Source organism: Koromonas humicola (genome assembly GCF_059726255.1).
The window spans coordinates 625,702-641,763 of sequence record NZ_AP040873.1 but is presented as its reverse complement, the minus strand read 5'-3'; the positions used below and the strand labels follow the sequence as shown (position 1 = coordinate 641,763).

Sequence of the window (16,062 nt, the reverse complement as noted above, 5' to 3'; positions counted from 1 at the left end):
ATTCAATGAGGAAAGATGTATCAATTCATGCCAAAACGGGGGCACGACCGCATAACTGTACGAAATTGGAAAGAATCTGCATGCCATTGCTGGTGAGGACAGATTCGGGATGGAACTGCACGCCCTCAATGGGCAACGAGCGGTGACGCACGCCCATGATGATGCCCTCGGAGGTTTGGGCTGTGATTTCAAGCTCGGAGGGGCAGGTTTCGGGCTCGATGACAAGCGAGTGATAACGTGCAACCTCAAGGCGGTCCTGAACTCCGGCAAATATGCCACGGCCATCATGTTTTACTCGGCTGCTCTTTCCGTGAATGGGCTGCGGAGCGCGAACGATGCGGCCTCCGAAAGCCTCTCCGATGGCCTGATGCCCGAGGCAGACACCTAGAATGGGCAGCCGTCCTCCGAGCTGCCGGATTACATCAAGCGAAATACCGGCGTCGGCAGGCACGCCGGGGCCAGGAGATATAACCACTCCCCGATAGCCGCCATTGGCGACTTCCTCGACCGAAATCTGGTCGTTGCGCCGAACGACAGGTTCGGCTCCAAGTTCGCCAAGGAACTGGACCAAGTTGTAAGTGAACGAATCGTAGTTGTCGATGACAAGCAACATAAAAGCTCTCCGCTAGCCGTTGACTTCAGCCAGGGCTACGGCACGGCGCAGCGCACGTGACTTGTTGATGGTTTCTTCCCATTCCATGGCGGGAACCGAGTCGGCAACGATTCCGGCACCGGCCTGCACGCTGATTTCATCGCCTGAGAGCTCGATGGTACGGATGGTGATGCAGGAATCGAGGTTGTTGGCATAATCAGCGTAGAGCACTGCTCCCGAATAAGCTTCGCGTGGCCCGCGTTCGAGATCGGCGATGCCCTGCATGGCTCGGATCTTCGGCGCTCCGGTGACGGTTCCGGCGGGAAAACATGCACCGAGGGCATCGAAGCGATCGAGTTCGGGACGAAGTTCGGCTTTCAGTTCGGTGACTAGATGCTGGACATGCGAATACTTTTCGACCGTCATGAGGCGATTGACCTTGACCGTCCCATAGCTCGCGACTCGGCCAAGATCGTTGCGTCCGAGGTCGACAAGCATCATGTGTTCGGCTCGCTCCTTCTCGTCGGCGAGAAGTTCTTCTGCCAGCGAGGCGTCCTCTTCAGCATTGATTCCACGCACGCGCGTGCCAGCGATGGGCCGATAAGTGAGTTCGCGATCACGGCAGCGGACAAGCATTTCGGGCGAAGCTCCGATGAGAGCGCGTTCGCCTCCCTGCGGTGAGCGTCCGAAATTCAGAAGGAACATGTATGGCGAAGGATTGGTGGCACGCAATGCGCGGTAGAGTGCAACGGCGTTGGCACGAGTCTTGCGGTGAAACCGCTGCGACAACACGATTTGAAAGCACTCGCCTGCGAAGATCAATTCTTTGCCTTCGGCGACGGCGCGCTCAAACTCAACGCGTGCGAAGTTGGACTGGAAGTCGGCTTCCCCCGCACCAGCGACGGCGAGAGTCTTGAGCGGCATTTCGACCGCAGCGCTGAGCTTGCGAACGACTTCGCGATTTTTAGCCGTGGCCTCGTTGAACCTTTCGCGAAGCTCCGATTCGGACGCGCCGGGTGCGACCTCGGCAAGAGTACGAATCTGGATCTGCTGCCGTGCGTGATCGAACGCGAGAACCGTGCGGAAGATAAGGAAGCACGCCTCGTCGCCCGATCCGGGAATCGCCTGCATGGCTCCGTCGAACCAAGCAGAGGCAGCATAGCCGAGATAGCCGACGCAGCCTCCCGCCATGGGCGCAGTGCTTTCGGCGGCAGCGAGATGGCCGTTGGCAAACTCGCGGCGAAGGACATCGACCGCAGTGCCGGATTCCTGGCGGCTGCCGTTCGCGTCTTCTACTGTGGTTACGCCATTGCAAGTTCGAACAACCATCGCCGGACCGGCTCCGAGGAAGGAGTAGCGCGCAAGGTGCTCGCCACCTTCGACGGACTCGAGAAGGAACGAGCGCTCGGCGGATTGCGCAATGCGCAGGTAGGCCGATAGCGGCGTCAGCAAGTCAGCCGAAACCGTTTCGGTAACGGCGACCAATCCGCCTGAGGCGGCAAGTCGGCAGAAATCCGCGAAATCAGAAATGACGGCGCTCACCGGACTGCTACCTCGGCTGATGCTTCGACGTGCAAAGGATCGTACATGGTGCGTCCGACGACTTCGGCGATGCGGCGAAGGTCGGCGACCATCGTGGCGAACTGATCGGGATAGAGTGACTGCGCACCGTCGGAGAGAGCCTTCTCGGGCTCGCAGTGGACTTCGACGATGAGACCGTCAGCTCCGACGGCGACTCCGGCGCGGGCGAGCGGTGCAACCTTGTCGCGCTTACCGGCGGCGTGGCTGGGATCGACGATGATGGGCAGGTGCGTGAGTTTGCGCGCGGCAGGGATGATGCTGAGATCGAGCGTGTTGCGTGTGTGGTCGGCAAAGGTGCGGATGCCGCGCTCGCAAAGTACGACGTTGTAGTTGCCTTCGCTCATGATGTATTCGGCGGCCATCAGCAACTCGTCGAGAGTGGCGGCCATGCCGCGCTTGAGCAGCACGGGCTTGGAAGCGCGTCCGGCGAGCTTAAGCAGCGCGAAGTTCTGCATGTTGCGTGCGCCAATCTGAATCATGTCGGCATACTGGTCAACGAGCGCGAGCGATTCGGGATCGACGGCCTCGGTGACAACGAGCAAGCCGAACTCTTCCCGGGCGGCGGCCATCAGTTCGAGTCCTGCTTCGCCCATTCCCTGGAAAGCATAAGGCGAAGTGCGCGGCTTGAATGCGCCTCCGCGCAGGAAGCGAGCGCCGGACTTGGCCACCGCTTCAGCAACACGGAAGAGCTGATCGCGATTTTCAACCGAACAGGGGCCAGCCATAACGGCGACTTCGGGGCCGCCTACGGTGGCGTCGGAATCCGGAAAGCGAACGATGGTGTCTTCGGCCTTCATGTCGCGGCTGACAAGCTTGTAGGGCTTCGACACGGCGATGACTTCGGCTACGCCGGGCAGTTCGCTGAGCGCATCTGCCTCGACCGCGCCTTTGTTGCCGGTGATCCCGATGGCGCAACGCGTGGCTCCGGGCAGCGGGTGCGGACGATAGCCAAGCTGTTCGACTTTCTTGCAGACTGCCAGTGTCTGCTCTTCGGTCGCATTTACATTCATCAATACAAGCATGAGACTATGCCTCCACCGCTTGTGCAGCAAGTAATTCGCGCACGAAGCGTTCGACTTCCTGAGGAGCGCGAGCTCCGAATTCTTCAACTTTGCGAACGATGGCTGAGCCAACGATTACGGCGTCCGCGCCCTGCGCCCATGCTTCGCGGGCCTGCTCGGGATTGCTGATACCAAAGCCAACCGCAACCGGAAGATCAGTCACGCTACGGATTCGTCCTAGCAGAGCCGAGGCATCGGCGCTCAACTGCTGGCGCGTCCCGGTCACTCCGGTAACCGAAATGGCGTAGAGGAAACCAGTAGCGTGTTGCGCGATTTGCGCGATGCGTTCGGTGGTCGAGGTGGGAGCGACGAGCGAAACGAGATCGAGTCCGCGATGCTGCAAGCCTTGGGAGAATCCCTGTGCGACCTCGGCTGGAAGATCGGTGACAAGCACTCCGGCCAATCCGGCGTTGGCGCAGTCTTCTACCATTTGAGAGAGGCCGTGACGAAGCAACGGATTCAGATAGCTGAAGAGCACGATGGGCACGCCGGAATCTCGAGTCGCACGGGCGGCGACTTCGATGACATCGCGCAGCTTAACCCCACGGGCGAGGGCGCGCTCACAGGCACGCTGGATGACGGGGCCGTCGGCAGCAGGATCGCTGAAGGGCACGCCGAGTTCGATGGCCGGCGCTCCGCCTCGCGCCATTGAAACGAGCAACTCGTATGTGGTGTCGAGGTCGGGATCTCCGGCGGTAATGTAAGGGATCACGCCCTTGCGACCGCTGTCACGAAGGGTCTTGAATGCCTGCTGCAAGCGAGTCGTCATTCGGCACCAGCTTCCTTGAGCTTGGCGACTGTATCGACATCTTTGTCGCCGCGTCCTGAAAGATTCACAATCATCAATTTATCCTTACCGAGCTCGCGGGCGAGTTTCACCGCGTAAGCGACGGCGTGTGAGGATTCGAGGGCAGGAATGATGCCCTCCTGACGAGAAAGAAGATCGAAGGCTTCGAGAGCTTCGCGGTCATTCTGCGAAACATATTCGGCGCGGCCCAGTTCGCGAAGGTGCGCGTGCTCGGGACCGACCGAGGCATAGTCGAGTCCGGCAGAGACCGAGTGCGTTGCAGCGATCTGGCCGTCTTCGTCCTGAAGAACGTAGCTGTAGGTTCCCTGAAGAACGCCAGGAAGTCCGCCGTGGAAGCGGGCTGCGTGATCGCCGAGGGATTCGCCGCGACCTCCGGCTTCGACGCCGATGAGGCGAACGTCTTTGTCCTGAACGAAGGCGGTGAAAGCACCGATGGCGTTCGATCCGCCGCCGACGCAGGCCACGACCGCATCGGGGAGACGACCTTCACGATCAAGCACCTGTGCACGGGCTTCGTCGCCGATCACACGTTGGAACTCGCGCACCATTGTTGGATAGGGATGCGGGCCGAGAGCGGAGCCGAGCAGGTAGTAAGTGTCGCGAACGTTGGTGACCCAATCGCGGAGAGCTTCGTTGATGGCATCTTTCAACGTCTTCGAACCGGCTTCGACCCCGCGAACTTCGGCACCCATCAGGCGCATGCGGAAGACGTTGAGGGCCTGTCGCTTCATGTCTTCGGCACCCATGTACACGATGCACTCAAGGCCAAACCGCGCGCAGACCGTGGCCGTTGCAACTCCGTGCTGGCCAGCGCCGGTCTCGGCAATGATGCGGCGCTTGCCCATGCGTCGAGCGAGCAGCACCTGTCCGAGCGCATTGTTGATCTTGTGCGAACCAGTGTGCGAGAGATCTTCGCGCTTGAGCAAGATGCGCGCGCCATCAGCATATTTCGTGAGGCGCTCGGCGAAATAAAGCGGCGTGGGGCGGCCACTGAACTCGGCGAGCAGGCTGCTCAATTCGTTCTGAAAGCTGGAGTCGCGGCGCGCTTCGGAAAAGGAGGCGGTGAGTTCATCGAGTGGTTCGATGAGCGTTTCCGCTACAAAGCGGCCGCCATAGGGCCCGAAGTAGCCTTCGCCGGAGGTGCCTAGCAGGCTCTCCAACACTGCGTGATCGTTCATTGCTGTTGCCTCTCTGCGGCGCGGACGGCCGCAACAAATTCGCGCATTCTGCTGATGCTCTTGATTCCTCGTGAAGACTCGACGCCGCTGCACACATCGACTACATCGGGTTGTGCAATGGCAATGGCCTGGGCCACGTTCTCGGCGTGTAGCCCCCCGGCCAAAAATAACTTTTTGGTACCTGAAATATCGCGCAGGCTTGCCCAGGGGACAAGCTTCCAATCGAAGTTCTCGCCTGATCCACCGTGCCCAGCACTGGGAGTGTCGAGCAGCAGACCCCGACAGACGGAATATTGCGCAGCGCTGTTTTCGTCGAACGTGCGTCCGACCTTGAGGGCGCGAATCACCGGAAACTCACGGGCGATGGCTTCGCAACAGGCGGGCGACTCATTGCCATGAAGTTGAACGGCATCGAGCGGCACCGCGCGAGCGATGTCGAGCACGTCCAATGTATTCATGTCTACAAATACGCCAACGAGCTTGGCGCGCCCGTCCACGCTGCGTGCGATGTACTGCGCCTGCTTGAGGGTGATCGAGCGAGGACTGTGCGGATAGAAATTCAGCCCGATCATCGACGCGCCGAGCGAAACAGCTTCGAGCGTATGATCAACGCGGGTAATGCCGCATATTTTGATCTCGACTGGAGTCATCGTGCTTGCTGCTCCATTCCCTGTGGCTTCGTTCCTTGCAATTGGCGAAGGGTCGAAAGCGTATCGCCAGAACGCATGAGCGTCTCACCAATGAGGAACGCCTTGTATCCGGCAGCCTGGAGTCGTTCGATATCGGCGCGAGTGCGAAGTCCGCTTTCAGCTACCAATGTCACGTCGGCGGGTGCGAGCGCAGCTAGTTCGAGTGAGGTATCGAGATCGACCGTGAGCGTCTTGAGATTGCGATTGTTCACTCCGATCAGCGTGGCTCCGAGAGCGACAGCGCGGCGGAATTCCGTGGCGGTGTGAACTTCGACGAGCGCATCGAGATGGACAAAGTGTGCGGCATCCATCAACTTCAGCGCTTCGGTATCGGAAAGCCCTGCGATGATCACGAGAATGGCTTCGGCCCCGGCGATGGCAGCTTCAAATACCTGATGGCGATCGACGGCGAAATCCTTGCGAAGTAGCGGAAGCGATACGGCGGATGCAACGCGGCGAAGGTCTTCAAGTGAGCCGTGGAAGTGATCGGGCTCGGTGAGGACCGACATCGCTGCCGCCCCGCCCTGTTCGTACATTTCTGCCACGGCAACCGGATCGGCGCTGGCCTGAATGTCTCCGGCTGAAGGCGAGCGGCGCTTGAACTCGGCGATGATTGCCGTGGGGTGTGCAAGAAGCTCGCGGCGGAAACGCGGGGTATGGTCGCGGCGGGTAACTATGGCTTCTTCGCGGACCTGCTCGCGAATGTCGTCGCCGAGCAGGCTGAGCTCGCGGCGCTTGGAGTCCATCACGCGTTCGAGGAATTCGGCGCTCACTGGGCGGCCCCTTCCGAGGAGGATTGAGACATCGCTACAAGCGCTTCGAGCTTGTGCAAGGCGGAGCCGTCGTCGATTGCACGTTTGGCGCGTTCCGCGCATTCGCGGAGACCGTCTCCGGTGCGAACATGCAGAGCGGCAGCGGCATTGAGCACAACGAGGTCGCGCGCAACATCGCGGCGCTGTCCAGAGAGAATGGCGCGAACCGTAGCGGCGTTCTGCTCGACGGTGGCAGCTTTGGCTTCACTCGTTGGGCGCGAGGTGATGCCGAAATCTTCGGGCGAGAAAGTCAGCTCGCGAATGAGGCCATCATGAACTTCGAGAACGCGCGTCGGGCAGGCAGTGGTGATCTCATCGAGTCCATCGCCTCCGCGCAGAACCCACGCGCGGGTAACGCCGATGCGGGCGAGAGCTCCGGCAACGACCGGCATGCGCGCTTCATCGGCTACGCCGAGCAGGCGATATTGAGCACGTCCGGGACTGACCATGGGACCGACAAGATTGAAGGTAGTGCGAATTCCGATAGCACGGCGGATGGGAGCAACACGGGCGAGCGCAGGGTGATATTTCGGCGCGAACAGGAAGCAGATTCCCAACTCGCGCAAACATCGCTCGGCGATGGCCGTTGCGCAATCGATTCGCACGCCCAAGGCGGTGAGCACATCAGCGCTGCCGCATTTGCTGGTGGAAGCTCGCGCTCCGTGCTTGGCGATCTCGCATCCGGCGGCAGCGATGACGAACGATGCGGCGCTGGAAACGTTAAAGGTCTTTACCGGACTCGCGCCAGTTCCAGCTGTGTCGAGCACATCGGCTGAGATGGCAATGGGCTGCACGCGTTGGTAGAGGGCGTCGGCAAATCCAGCTAGCTCATCAGAGGTTTCGCCTTTGGCGACCAGGAGGGCGAAGGCTGCGGCGATTTGCGCATCGGGAGTTTCGGCGGCCAGCATTGCATTGACGAGTTGCGCGGCCTGGGAGCGGGTGAGGTCACGCGAGGCCAGCAGAGTGGGGAGCAACTGCGCGATGGAACTAAAGTCTCCGGAGTGAGTAGCCATTGCCGGGGTGGCCGATAAATTGGATGTGCCTGCTTGCATGTAGTTCGTCCTAAAGAGGTTGCGCAATACGCAAATGCGTTGCTGCATTAGTTGCTTTGAATTTTGAGGAGCAGAAAAAGAAGTGCCCGGACTAGAGGCACACGACGGTGTAGGACCACCATCGACGGGAGGAGCAACCAAAGAAGGATGGAGAAACCTTGCTCACGAAAAAAGAGTACGACGGATGACGGCCGAGGTCAAATGAAAAATCCTTTTGCCCTAGCGAAGCGACCACAGATAAGTCGTGATGTCGCGAGCATCGGCATGGCTCATTCCGGTTTCGGGCATCTTCGTTCTCGGCAAAATGGAGTGGGGCGACTCGATCCAGCGCATCACGTTTTCGGGAGTGGTGGGCAGGTTGCCGGAAATGTACGGCTCGTTGGAAAGATGTTCGAGCGACGGAGCAGCTTTGCCCGCGGCTCCTATGACACCCGGAATGCGATGACAGCCGCCGCATCCGTAGCGCTGGATAAGGAACGAGCCCCGAGTAGGATCGCCGCCTACTTGCTGGCGCGCTTCGGCCAGGGCTTTTTTGTTGCCGCTTTTGCAGGAGACCAAGGACGCAAGCAGAGTGGCGAAGACAAATGAATGCAGACCGAGCTTTCGCATTTCGCTCCTCAATGTAGGGCCTTGGCGACACGAGTGATGGCTGCGAGCGCCGGATGTCGGAAGCCTGCGGATTCCGTAATTGCGTAGAGACGCCAGTGCGTGCCGGAAAGCTCAGTCACAGACACGAGGGCATGCGATTTCTTCAATGATTCGCCAAGAACGGCCGGGGCGAAGATGGCAGCATTGGCCTCTGCAGCAAACTCTTCAGGATGCGGCATCTCGGCAAGTTTGTTGATCGACTGTTTGCGCGTGACCAGCCAATGTTCAGCTTCGCGGCGCAAAGGTTCGCTCGAAGACATAAGTGTTTGGACGTCCGCGAGCCGCTTCGGGAAGCTCTTGCGCAACATTGCAGCGAGCGCTGCTGGTGCAAACACCGCAATAGGGCTCTGCAACAGAACACGACAGTGCAAAGAACTGGAAGATGGCGGCGGGCAGTCGTCGAGGAAGAACTGCAATGACTGCGACGAGAGCTGCGAGGCGAGTGCTTCGGATGCACCTTCCGTGATGGTCAGTGCAGGCATCGGCTTGAGAACAAGCAGAGGCTTCAAGAGCTGCGAAACCAATGATTGCGGCAGCGAGGAGCTGACGCCAACGTTGAGTTTGACTGTTTGGGCAGGCTGGCCATTGATATTTGCGAGCAGTTCATCCCCAAGCGCGAAAATGCTTTCGGCATAGCGCAGGACGGTGCGACCGGCCGTGGTAACGCGAATTCCGCGTCCGTTGCGCTCAAGCAATTGGCAGCCGAGCTTCTTTTCGAGTTCGTGAATTTGTGCACTGACGGTGGGCTGCTTCAATCCAAGTCGCGAACTGGCGCGCGCAATCGATCCTTCGTGTGCCACGGTGTAGAAGTAGAGCAGGTGATGGTAGTTGAGCCGGTGCATGGGACATGTTGAATGTACATCATGCGGCTCGATCTCGCAGCGGTTTTGCGCCAGGCAAGTTCTCGAGATATTCATCTTCGGTTCATCAGGGTGTAACCGGAGTTGCGCAGAATCAGACCATGTCGATCCAGATGCTCGACACGGTGCTGATCTCCGATGTTCACCTCGGGTCCGAAGTAAGCCGGGCGCAGGATGCACTTGAGCTGATCCAATCGCTCTCGTTTCGGCGGTTGATCCTGCTGGGCGATATCTTTTCCGATCTGAATTTCCGGCGGCTGACGGGCGAGCACTGGCGGTTTCTCTCCTACATCCGAAAGCTGTCGAATCCGAAGCGAAAAACCGAAGTCGTGTGGGTCGAAGGAAATCACGATCAGGGATTGTCGAACGTGATGTCGCACCTGGTGGGAATTCCCGTGTACCAGCGATACGTGTGGGAGTACGAGGGAAAGCGGCACTTGGCAATTCACGGACATCAGTTCGATCGTTTCATTTCGCGCAACCTGCTGCTGAGCCGAATCGGCGAGTACCTGTATTACGCGATTCAGAAGTTCGATGGAGAGCAGAAGGCTTTCTCGCGCTTTCTTGACCGCATGAACACACGATGGCTGCAGCTGTGCACGAAGGTTTCGTACGGAGCGATTGCGTATGCGAAGCAGGGGCGAATAGACCGCGTCTTCTGCGGACACACGCACGTTGCGCGAGAGTGCAAGCAGGACGGAGTCGAATACTACAACACAGGGGCCTGGATCAATCCGAACGCGACCTACGTCACGGTCGACAGCGAAGGAGTTCGCATCCATGAGTACGAATGCAGAGTTGACGATCGTCATCCCAGCCAAGAACGAATTCCGCAACTTGCCCAACCTGCTGTTTACGCTGAGCAACCAGGACTACCCGCTCTTGGCGTGTACGAAAGTGTACGTTGCTGATGCGAACTCGACAGACGGCACCGAAACGGCTGCATTGGCGTTCGCCGACCTACTGCGGATTGTGGTGATTCCGGGCGGCCTTCCCGCGATGGGCAGGAATGCAGGGGCGAGGTTGGCGACGACTCCTTATGTGCTCTTTCTGGATGCTGATATCGAGTTGCGCGACACTACCCTGCTCCGGCGTGCAATGGAGACCATGAAGCGTCGCAAGTTGCAGTGCGCGACGACGAACATTTGGTGCTCGGGCGGCGGGATTCTAGATCAAGCGTTGTACATCGGGAACGACCTGGTGCAGCGCGTTGCGTCGTGGACGAAGCCATTTGCGACTGGCATGTTCATGTTGTTCGAGAAGGCCACGTTTGATCGGCTGGGCGGATTCGATGAACGTGCGCTGTATGCGGAGGATTATCTGCTCAGTAAGCAGGTATCGCCGCTGAGATTTGGCATTGTGCCGGGACGAATCTATACATCGAATCGGCGATTCAAGAAGATGGGGCACTTTCAGATTGCCAAGATGTTCTGCAAGACGGCGCTGAACACCTGGAACCCGCAGTACTTCTTGCGCGATCAGAATTATTGGACCGAAGAGGTTTAGCGAAGGCTACGAGGGGAGTGTGGCACTCGCTGACGGCGACGAAGGCTCAGAGAACCTGCTGAGCTGTTCGTCGCTGAGTCCATTTGCACGCACTATTTCTCGATACAGCGATGCGCTAAGACGCGGTGTCCGAAGCTGGGTCGCGGGATCGAGTTCGTAAAGGCCGAAGCGCAACACCCATCCTTCATTCCACTCAAAATTGTCCACGATGCTCCAGTGCAAATACCCACGGATGTCCACGCCCTCGGAGATGAGCTGATGCATATGTTTGAGGGTGTTCACGATCACCCACGGACGGATACGGTCAGCACGGTCGGGCACACCATTTTCCATGACATAGATTGGAACCCGCAGCTTCGAGTATTCGCGAGCGGCGCTGAGAATGGCTTCGGGGTAGGCTTCACCGTAAGGCAGCTCGACTCCGGGATCGCCCTGCGGAACTTCAGGCGGGACGAAGATTCCTCCAGTGCGCAGCGAGGCCTGATCGAATGGCGCGCGAAACGTGAAGACGGTTGTAAACGTTGACGCCGATCAGTCCGACCAATGACCTCGGGCACGTTGGGCGCGATTGTTCCGAAGGGGAAATCCGGAGAGCCGTTGAGAAGGTATTGCAGCGTGGAGCGATTGAAAATGCCGTCGTACACGTAGGCAAGCAGTCGGTCCGTTGGCGAGGCGGTTGCGGCCTGAAACTCGGTCCAGTTAATGGTGATTCCGACTGAAGCTTGGGGCTGGATTCGACGTATGACCTCGTAGGCTTCGGCGTGGGCGCGATGCATGTTGGAGAGCACGAAGGCCGCAGTCCGAAGCCGATTGCGAAGCCCGGGCGGGAACTCTCCGAAGATGTATCCGAAGATGGCGTAAACGTTGGGCTCGTTGAAGGTAAGCCAATCCGAACAGAGATCACCCAACTCGCTTGTGGCGCGCTCGCAATAGGACACAAACGGCAGGATGCTGGCACTACCCGCAAACCCTCCCTGTTGCTCGAACCACAATGGGTGCGTGAAGTGATGCAGCGTGACAAAGGGACGCATTCCGCGAGCACGAATCTGCTGGAGAAGGGTGCAATAGCGTTTGATGGCCTCGGCGTTCCATTGGCCCTGCTCGGGCTCAAGCTGTCCCCAATCGAGCGAGATGCGAATGGCGTTGAGTCCGAGGTCGCAGCAGAGATCGAGATCCGGCACAGCGCTGCTCCACCAATTGCAGGCGGGAATGCATGTGTGGCCGGAACGGATCCTTCCCTCCTGCTCCCACGCATGCCACTGGTTGTGGCCGTTGCAGCCCTCAAACTGATGAGCCGAGGTGGAGACTCCCCAGAGGAAACCGTCAGGAAACGTCAGCATCGATCAATGAGAACACAGAATTGGAGGCGCGGACCGGAGTCGAACCGGTGATGGAGGTTTTGCAGACCTCTGCCTTACCACTTGGCTACCGCGCCTCATACAATGGCAGGATTGTTCGATGGTACCTTGAGCGGAGGTTCTGCGCAATCGCGCCTAAATGCCTGCGCCAAAATCGGCGAATCCGCTCTTTTCGAACTCGCTACGGTATTCTTGGCGCTCAGCGTCTTCGTGAGTCAATCCTGCGACACAACCGTCCACAAACTCCGGAGTCTCGGCAATGTTTCCAAGGCGATCTACGCGTGCGCGAAGTTCGGTTACATCCTTGGCCAAGGCGATTAGAGCATTGCTGAGCGGGTCCTGGATCTCGTGAGGATCGGTGATGAGCACGCGCTTGCCGTCGCGATAAACGAGGTGGGCCGGGACGCCAACTACAGTTGAGTTGGGTGGCACATCGCGCAGAACGACCGAGCCCGCACCGACCCGGGAGTTATCTCCGATGACGATGTTGCCGAGGACGCTTGACGTGTTACCAATAACCACGCCATTGCCGATGGTCGGGTGTCGCTTCTTCTTCTCAAGGCTGGTGCCGCCGAGCGTCACGCCGTGGTAGAGGGTTACATCGTCGCCGACGATTGAGGTTTCGCCAATGACGACGCCCATGCCGTGATCGATAAACAACCGGTGGCCGATTGTGGCTCCGGGATGGATCTCAATGCCGGTCCAGAAGCGAGCGACCTGAGAAAAACAACGCGCTAGGAAGCGGAAGCCTCGTCGCCACAGAAAATGATTCACTCGGTGCATCCAGACGGCATGCAGTCCGGGATAGTTCATAAGGACCGAGATTGCCCCGGTCGCCGCCGGATCGCGGTCTAGAACCGATTGAATGTCTTCCCGAATGGTTCGCAGCACGTGCGCCTCAATGTTGCAGTAGAGCCTGGTAACTAATTGACTAATTCTATGTAACTACGGCTTTGGCCTGACTGTCTACTTCTGCTTCCGGAACTCTCGTCTTGCATAATAGAAGTTGTATGAAGTTGTTGCATCTTGGCACGCTATTTTTCGTGGTCGAATTTCTGGGGGTATTCGTGGGCGCACTGAGCGGTGGGCTTACGGCAATCCGCGATACCCGGTACAAGTACGACCTGATTGGGGTCTTCGGACTCGCATTTGTTACAGCGCTCGGCGGCGGAATCACACGCGACGTAATACTGCAGCACGGTCCTCCGCTGGCTTTTCAGGGGATCTACTACATTGCCATCGCAATGCTGGGAGCAGCGGTGGCCGCTGCATTTGAACATCGCATGGGGCCGGGCATGGACCGAGCCATCGACTTCACGGACGCGGCGGCACTGGGATTGTTTGCAATCGCTGGAACGACACGTGCGTTGAACGATGGACTGCTGGTTGTGCCGAGCATTCTGTTAGGACTCGTGACAGCCGTGGGCGGAGGCTCGCTACGCGACGTGCTTGGCGGCCGCACGCCACGCGTCTTCGAACGCGGTCAGTTCTACGCAATCGCGGCGCTGGCTGGCAGCGCGGCATTCTTGTTGTGCAATGCCACGGGCTTGGGACGTACGGCAAGCACCGTTGTGGGGACGACGTCATGTTTCCTGCTGCGGATTCTCTCGATACGATTTGACTGGCGCACGCGGCCCATGGGAAGTGCGGATTAATGCACGCATCTATGGACACTTCTGTAACCTATCTATGGGTGCACGAACCAGCAGCACGACAACCGGCTCACAGTTCTGATCATCTAACCAAGTGAGCCACTATTGAACTCGCGCCGTAGTTAATCTTCATTCGAGGCGGAGTGTGTCAAAAGCTAAGCAATCATGCCCATAATCCAACCGAAAAATCTAAGACGCATCGCTGCACTTACCTTGCTATCAGTCGGAATCGGATTTGCAATCGCGCAGCAGCAGGATCCGGGTGAAGCTCTTATAAGTTTTCTGAATCAGTCAATTGAATGGTATCGCCGCGTGCAGATTCCCGGCCAGATTGCAAAGGATCCTGCCGACTCGATTTACACGAGCTATAACAAGAGCTCAAGTTTGCAGGCCATTTCTCTGATTTTTCAGTTCGCTCGCAACCAAGCGCAGGAAATTCAGGCCGCGAACCCTAAGGACGCAACCACGCCTACGGACAACACGCAGGCCTCGCGGAACCTTCCGCAACTGGTAGCCAAGGCGCAGGACAGGTACAAGCAAGCCACTAGCGACCTCGACGCGCTTCAGAAACAAGCTGCAGTAGCCACGGGAAAGAAGCTGCTGACACTCCAAAGCCAGATCGCAGAACAAAAGAGCGAAGTGGAACTCGCACAAGCGCGGCTTGAAGCTCTGCAGAACATGAGCGCGTTCGCCACCGCAGGAGCATCCGCCGGGCTCATGGGAAAGATCAACGAGCTTGAGCGAAATGTGCCAGAAGCTCGCATGGACCGCACTCCTGAACGAACCCTCGAAAGAGCGGCGCGTACATCGCAGGCGCCCCGAAGCAATGGCACGGGGGCCACGAGTTCATCCGCCGCCCCTGCAACCACAGGCGACGGAACAAAGCCGAGCGGCACGGCAAGCAACGCCGATAACGACTCGAACTCGACCGTAGTGATGCCATTTGCTCCCGTACCGGTCGCCGCACAGGCGACCCAGCAGCAACCAAGGCAGCCCGAAACCGGTATCGTGTCGCTGGCGAGCGATCTGCTGTCGCTTACCAGCAAGCTGAACGCACAGCGCGATGCGATCAATGCGACGAACCAACTGCGGGCTTCGCTCGACCGAATTCGCCAGCCGCTCAGGCAGCAGTTGAGGGCGACGATACAGAAGGGCGATGAACTGGCGGCGCAGCCCCAAACAACCGACCCCGAGGTGCTCGCCGACCGACGCAAGGAGATCGATGCTTTGACCAGTGACTTTAAGCATCTCTCCACAATCGTGCTTCCGTTGGGAAAGGCAAACATTCTGCTCGACGCCACAAGCAACAATCTGGCCGAGTGGCGGAGTGAGACACAGCGGACGTACACGGCTGAGGCTCGCGCGTTGCTGTTCCGTGTCAGCGTTCTCGGGATCGCGATTATCGTCGTGGGGATTGCATCGGAACTCTGGCGGCGAGCGATTTTCCGCTACATCCGGGAGCAGAGGAGACGCAATCAGTTTCTGCTGCTGCGGCGGATTGTGGTCACGCTCATCATCACGCTGATCGTGGTCTTCGGACTTTCGACCGAGATTGGGTCTCTGGCGACCTTTGCAGGATTCCTGACGGCCGGCATTGCCGTGGCTTTACAAAACGTGATCCTGAGCGTGGCAGCGTATTTCTTCCTCATCGGACGGTATGGCATTCGGGTAGGCGACCGCGTGCAGATCAGCTCGGTGACGGGCGACGTGGTGGACATTGGCCTCATTCGACTGCATCTCGTGGAGTTGGACACTTCCTCTGGCGAGGCGCGGCCCACAGGACGGATTGTTGTATTCTCGAATTCAGTGGTGTTCCAGCCGACGTCTAATTTCTTCAAACAGCTACCAGGTTCAAACTTCGCATGGCGCAAGATTTCGCTGACACTGGCCGCCGATGTTGACTACGCGGTGGCGCAAAAGCGCATCTCTGATGCCGTGTCCCACGTTCATGCGACATACAAGTCTGAGTTGGACCGGCAGCATCGAGTGCTTGAGAGCTCGCTGGCCGTTCACATCGCAAGCACGGAACCGCAGGTGAGGTTGCGGTTAGAAGAGACGGGGCTGGAAATAGTGATCCTCTATCCAGTAGTGCTGTCACAGGCTGCGCAAATTGACGACCGCATGACGCATGCGCTGCTGGAGGCGATCCAAGGAGATCCCAGACTGCGGCTCGTAGGCGGCGGGCTTACGGCGATCAAGCCCGTCGACGCAACTCCGGCCACACCTGCTCCGGCGCAAAAGTGAATCGAGGTTGGGAATCGAGTG

General features: G+C 58.7%; 17 protein-coding genes and 1 tRNA gene. 4 read left to right on the top strand and 14 right to left on the bottom strand.

The window, feature by feature from the left end:
- Positions 1-25: 25 nt before the first annotated feature.
- From AC6IZD_RS02870 to AC6IZD_RS02825, 10 genes are all read right to left on the bottom strand, one after another.
- Positions 26-613 (bottom strand): anthranilate synthase component II, encoded by a 588-nt coding sequence (locus tag AC6IZD_RS02870; protein WP_497786173.1) that lies wholly within the window; start codon positions 611-613, stop codon positions 26-28.
- 12 nt (positions 614-625) lie between these two features.
- Positions 626-2,134 carry an anthranilate synthase component I family protein gene (locus AC6IZD_RS02865; protein ID WP_497786172.1) on the bottom strand — a complete coding sequence of 503 codons (1,509 nt, stop codon included), beginning with the start codon at positions 2,132-2,134 and terminating at the stop codon, positions 626-628.
- Positions 2,131-3,195 carry a 3-deoxy-7-phosphoheptulonate synthase gene (aroF, locus tag AC6IZD_RS02860; RefSeq protein WP_497786171.1) on the bottom strand — a complete coding sequence of 355 codons (1,065 nt, stop codon included), beginning with the start codon at positions 3,193-3,195 and terminating at the stop codon, positions 2,131-2,133. Before aroF ends, AC6IZD_RS02865 begins: the two co-directional genes overlap by 4 nt.
- Before the next feature lie 4 nt (positions 3,196-3,199).
- On the bottom strand, positions 3,200-4,003 hold the full coding sequence (trpA, locus tag AC6IZD_RS02855) for a tryptophan synthase subunit alpha (RefSeq protein WP_497786170.1): 804 nt from the start codon (positions 4,001-4,003) through the stop codon (positions 3,200-3,202).
- Positions 4,000-5,220, bottom strand: coding sequence for a tryptophan synthase subunit beta (gene trpB / locus AC6IZD_RS02850; protein WP_497786169.1), 1,221 nt, complete (start codon positions 5,218-5,220; stop codon positions 4,000-4,002). Before trpB ends, trpA begins: the two co-directional genes overlap by 4 nt.
- Positions 5,217-5,870 (bottom strand): phosphoribosylanthranilate isomerase, encoded by a 654-nt coding sequence (locus tag AC6IZD_RS02845; protein WP_497786168.1) that lies wholly within the window; start codon positions 5,868-5,870, stop codon positions 5,217-5,219. Before AC6IZD_RS02845 ends, trpB begins: the two co-directional genes overlap by 4 nt.
- Positions 5,867-6,682 carry an indole-3-glycerol phosphate synthase TrpC gene (gene trpC, locus AC6IZD_RS02840; RefSeq protein WP_497786167.1) on the bottom strand — a complete coding sequence of 272 codons (816 nt, stop codon included), beginning with the start codon at positions 6,680-6,682 and terminating at the stop codon, positions 5,867-5,869. Before trpC ends, AC6IZD_RS02845 begins: the two co-directional genes overlap by 4 nt.
- A complete protein-coding gene (gene trpD, locus AC6IZD_RS02835; protein WP_497786166.1) occupies positions 6,679-7,821 on the bottom strand; it encodes an anthranilate phosphoribosyltransferase in 1,143 nt (380 codons plus the stop codon). Before trpD ends, trpC begins: the two co-directional genes overlap by 4 nt.
- A gap of 171 nt (positions 7,822-7,992) precedes the next feature.
- Entirely contained in the window at positions 7,993-8,382 is a 390-nt protein-coding gene (locus AC6IZD_RS02830) for a c-type cytochrome (RefSeq protein ID WP_497786165.1), read from the bottom strand.
- An 8-nt stretch (positions 8,383-8,390) separates the two neighbouring features.
- On the bottom strand, positions 8,391-9,338 hold the full coding sequence (locus AC6IZD_RS02825) for a LysR family transcriptional regulator (RefSeq protein WP_497786164.1): 948 nt from the start codon (positions 9,336-9,338) through the stop codon (positions 8,391-8,393).
- Positions 9,339-9,382: 44 nt separating this feature from the next.
- Here AC6IZD_RS02825 and AC6IZD_RS02820 point away from each other — a divergent pair, with 44 nt between their 5' ends.
- Entirely contained in the window at positions 9,383-10,192 is an 810-nt protein-coding gene (locus AC6IZD_RS02820) for a UDP-2,3-diacylglucosamine diphosphatase (protein WP_497786163.1), read from the top strand.
- The gene (locus AC6IZD_RS02815) at positions 10,080-10,787 is read left to right on the top strand and encodes a glycosyltransferase (RefSeq protein WP_497787550.1); all 708 of its coding nucleotides are present in this window, start codon (positions 10,080-10,082) and stop codon (positions 10,785-10,787) included. The genes AC6IZD_RS02820 and AC6IZD_RS02815 overlap by 113 nt, the downstream gene beginning before the upstream one ends.
- Before the next feature lie 6 nt (positions 10,788-10,793).
- On the opposite strand, the gene AC6IZD_RS02810 is transcribed toward AC6IZD_RS02815, so the two are convergent.
- The 4 genes from AC6IZD_RS02810 to cysE all read right to left on the bottom strand — a co-directional run bounded on the left by AC6IZD_RS02810 (position 10,794) and on the right by cysE (position 13,036).
- On the bottom strand, positions 10,794-11,108 hold the full coding sequence (locus AC6IZD_RS02810) for a family 1 glycosylhydrolase (RefSeq protein ID WP_497786162.1): 315 nt from the start codon (positions 11,106-11,108) through the stop codon (positions 10,794-10,796).
- Positions 11,072-12,127, bottom strand: a complete 1,056-nt coding sequence (locus AC6IZD_RS02805) for a family 1 glycosylhydrolase (RefSeq protein ID WP_497786161.1) — start codon at positions 12,125-12,127, stop codon at positions 11,072-11,074. Before AC6IZD_RS02805 ends, AC6IZD_RS02810 begins: the two co-directional genes overlap by 37 nt.
- 21 nt (positions 12,128-12,148) lie before the next feature.
- Positions 12,149-12,222, bottom strand: a tRNA-Cys gene (locus tag AC6IZD_RS02800).
- 58 nt (positions 12,223-12,280) lie between these two features.
- Positions 12,281-13,036: a serine O-acetyltransferase gene (cysE, locus tag AC6IZD_RS02795; RefSeq protein WP_497786160.1), complete on the bottom strand. Its 756-nt coding sequence runs from the start codon at positions 13,034-13,036 to the stop codon at positions 12,281-12,283.
- Positions 13,037-13,155: 119 nt separating this feature from the next.
- Between cysE and AC6IZD_RS02790 the strand changes: the two genes are divergently transcribed.
- On the top strand, positions 13,156-13,800 hold the full coding sequence (locus AC6IZD_RS02790) for a trimeric intracellular cation channel family protein (protein WP_497786159.1): 645 nt from the start codon (positions 13,156-13,158) through the stop codon (positions 13,798-13,800).
- Positions 13,801-13,962: 162 nt separating this feature from the next.
- Positions 13,963-16,041 (top strand): mechanosensitive ion channel family protein, encoded by a 2,079-nt coding sequence (locus AC6IZD_RS02785; RefSeq protein WP_497786158.1) that lies wholly within the window; start codon positions 13,963-13,965, stop codon positions 16,039-16,041.
- Positions 16,042-16,062: the final 21 nt, after the last annotated feature.

Excerpts from the sequence above, each read along its gene's own strand:
- AC6IZD_RS02870 (WP_497786173.1), bottom strand. The coding sequence starts at position 613 with ATGTTGCTTGTCATCGACAACTACGATTCGTTCACTTACAACTTGGTC.
- aroF (WP_497786171.1), bottom strand. The coding sequence starts at position 3,195 with ATGCTTGTATTGATGAATGTAAATGCGACCGAAGAGCAGACACTGGCA.
- trpA (WP_497786170.1), bottom strand. The coding sequence starts at position 4,003 with ATGACGACTCGCTTGCAGCAGGCATTCAAGACCCTTCGTGACAGCGGT.
- trpB (WP_497786169.1), bottom strand. The coding sequence starts at position 5,220 with ATGAACGATCACGCAGTGTTGGAGAGCCTGCTAGGCACCTCCGGCGAA.
- AC6IZD_RS02845 (WP_497786168.1), bottom strand. The coding sequence starts at position 5,870 with ATGACTCCAGTCGAGATCAAAATATGCGGCATTACCCGCGTTGATCAT.
- trpD (WP_497786166.1), bottom strand. The coding sequence starts at position 7,821 with ATGCAGCAACGCATTTGCGTATTGCGCAACCTCTTTAGGACGAACTAC.
- AC6IZD_RS02830 (WP_497786165.1), bottom strand. The coding sequence starts at position 8,382 with ATGCGAAAGCTCGGTCTGCATTCATTTGTCTTCGCCACTCTGCTTGCG.
- AC6IZD_RS02825 (WP_497786164.1), bottom strand. The coding sequence starts at position 9,338 with ATGAATATCTCGAGAACTTGCCTGGCGCAAAACCGCTGCGAGATCGAG.
- AC6IZD_RS02820 (WP_497786163.1), top strand. The coding sequence starts at position 9,383 with ATGTCGATCCAGATGCTCGACACGGTGCTGATCTCCGATGTTCACCTC.
- AC6IZD_RS02805 (WP_497786161.1), bottom strand. The coding sequence starts at position 12,127 with ATGCTGACGTTTCCTGACGGTTTCCTCTGGGGAGTCTCCACCTCGGCT.
- AC6IZD_RS02790 (WP_497786159.1), top strand. The coding sequence starts at position 13,156 with ATGAAGTTGTTGCATCTTGGCACGCTATTTTTCGTGGTCGAATTTCTG.
- AC6IZD_RS02785 (WP_497786158.1), top strand. The coding sequence starts at position 13,963 with ATGCCCATAATCCAACCGAAAAATCTAAGACGCATCGCTGCACTTACC.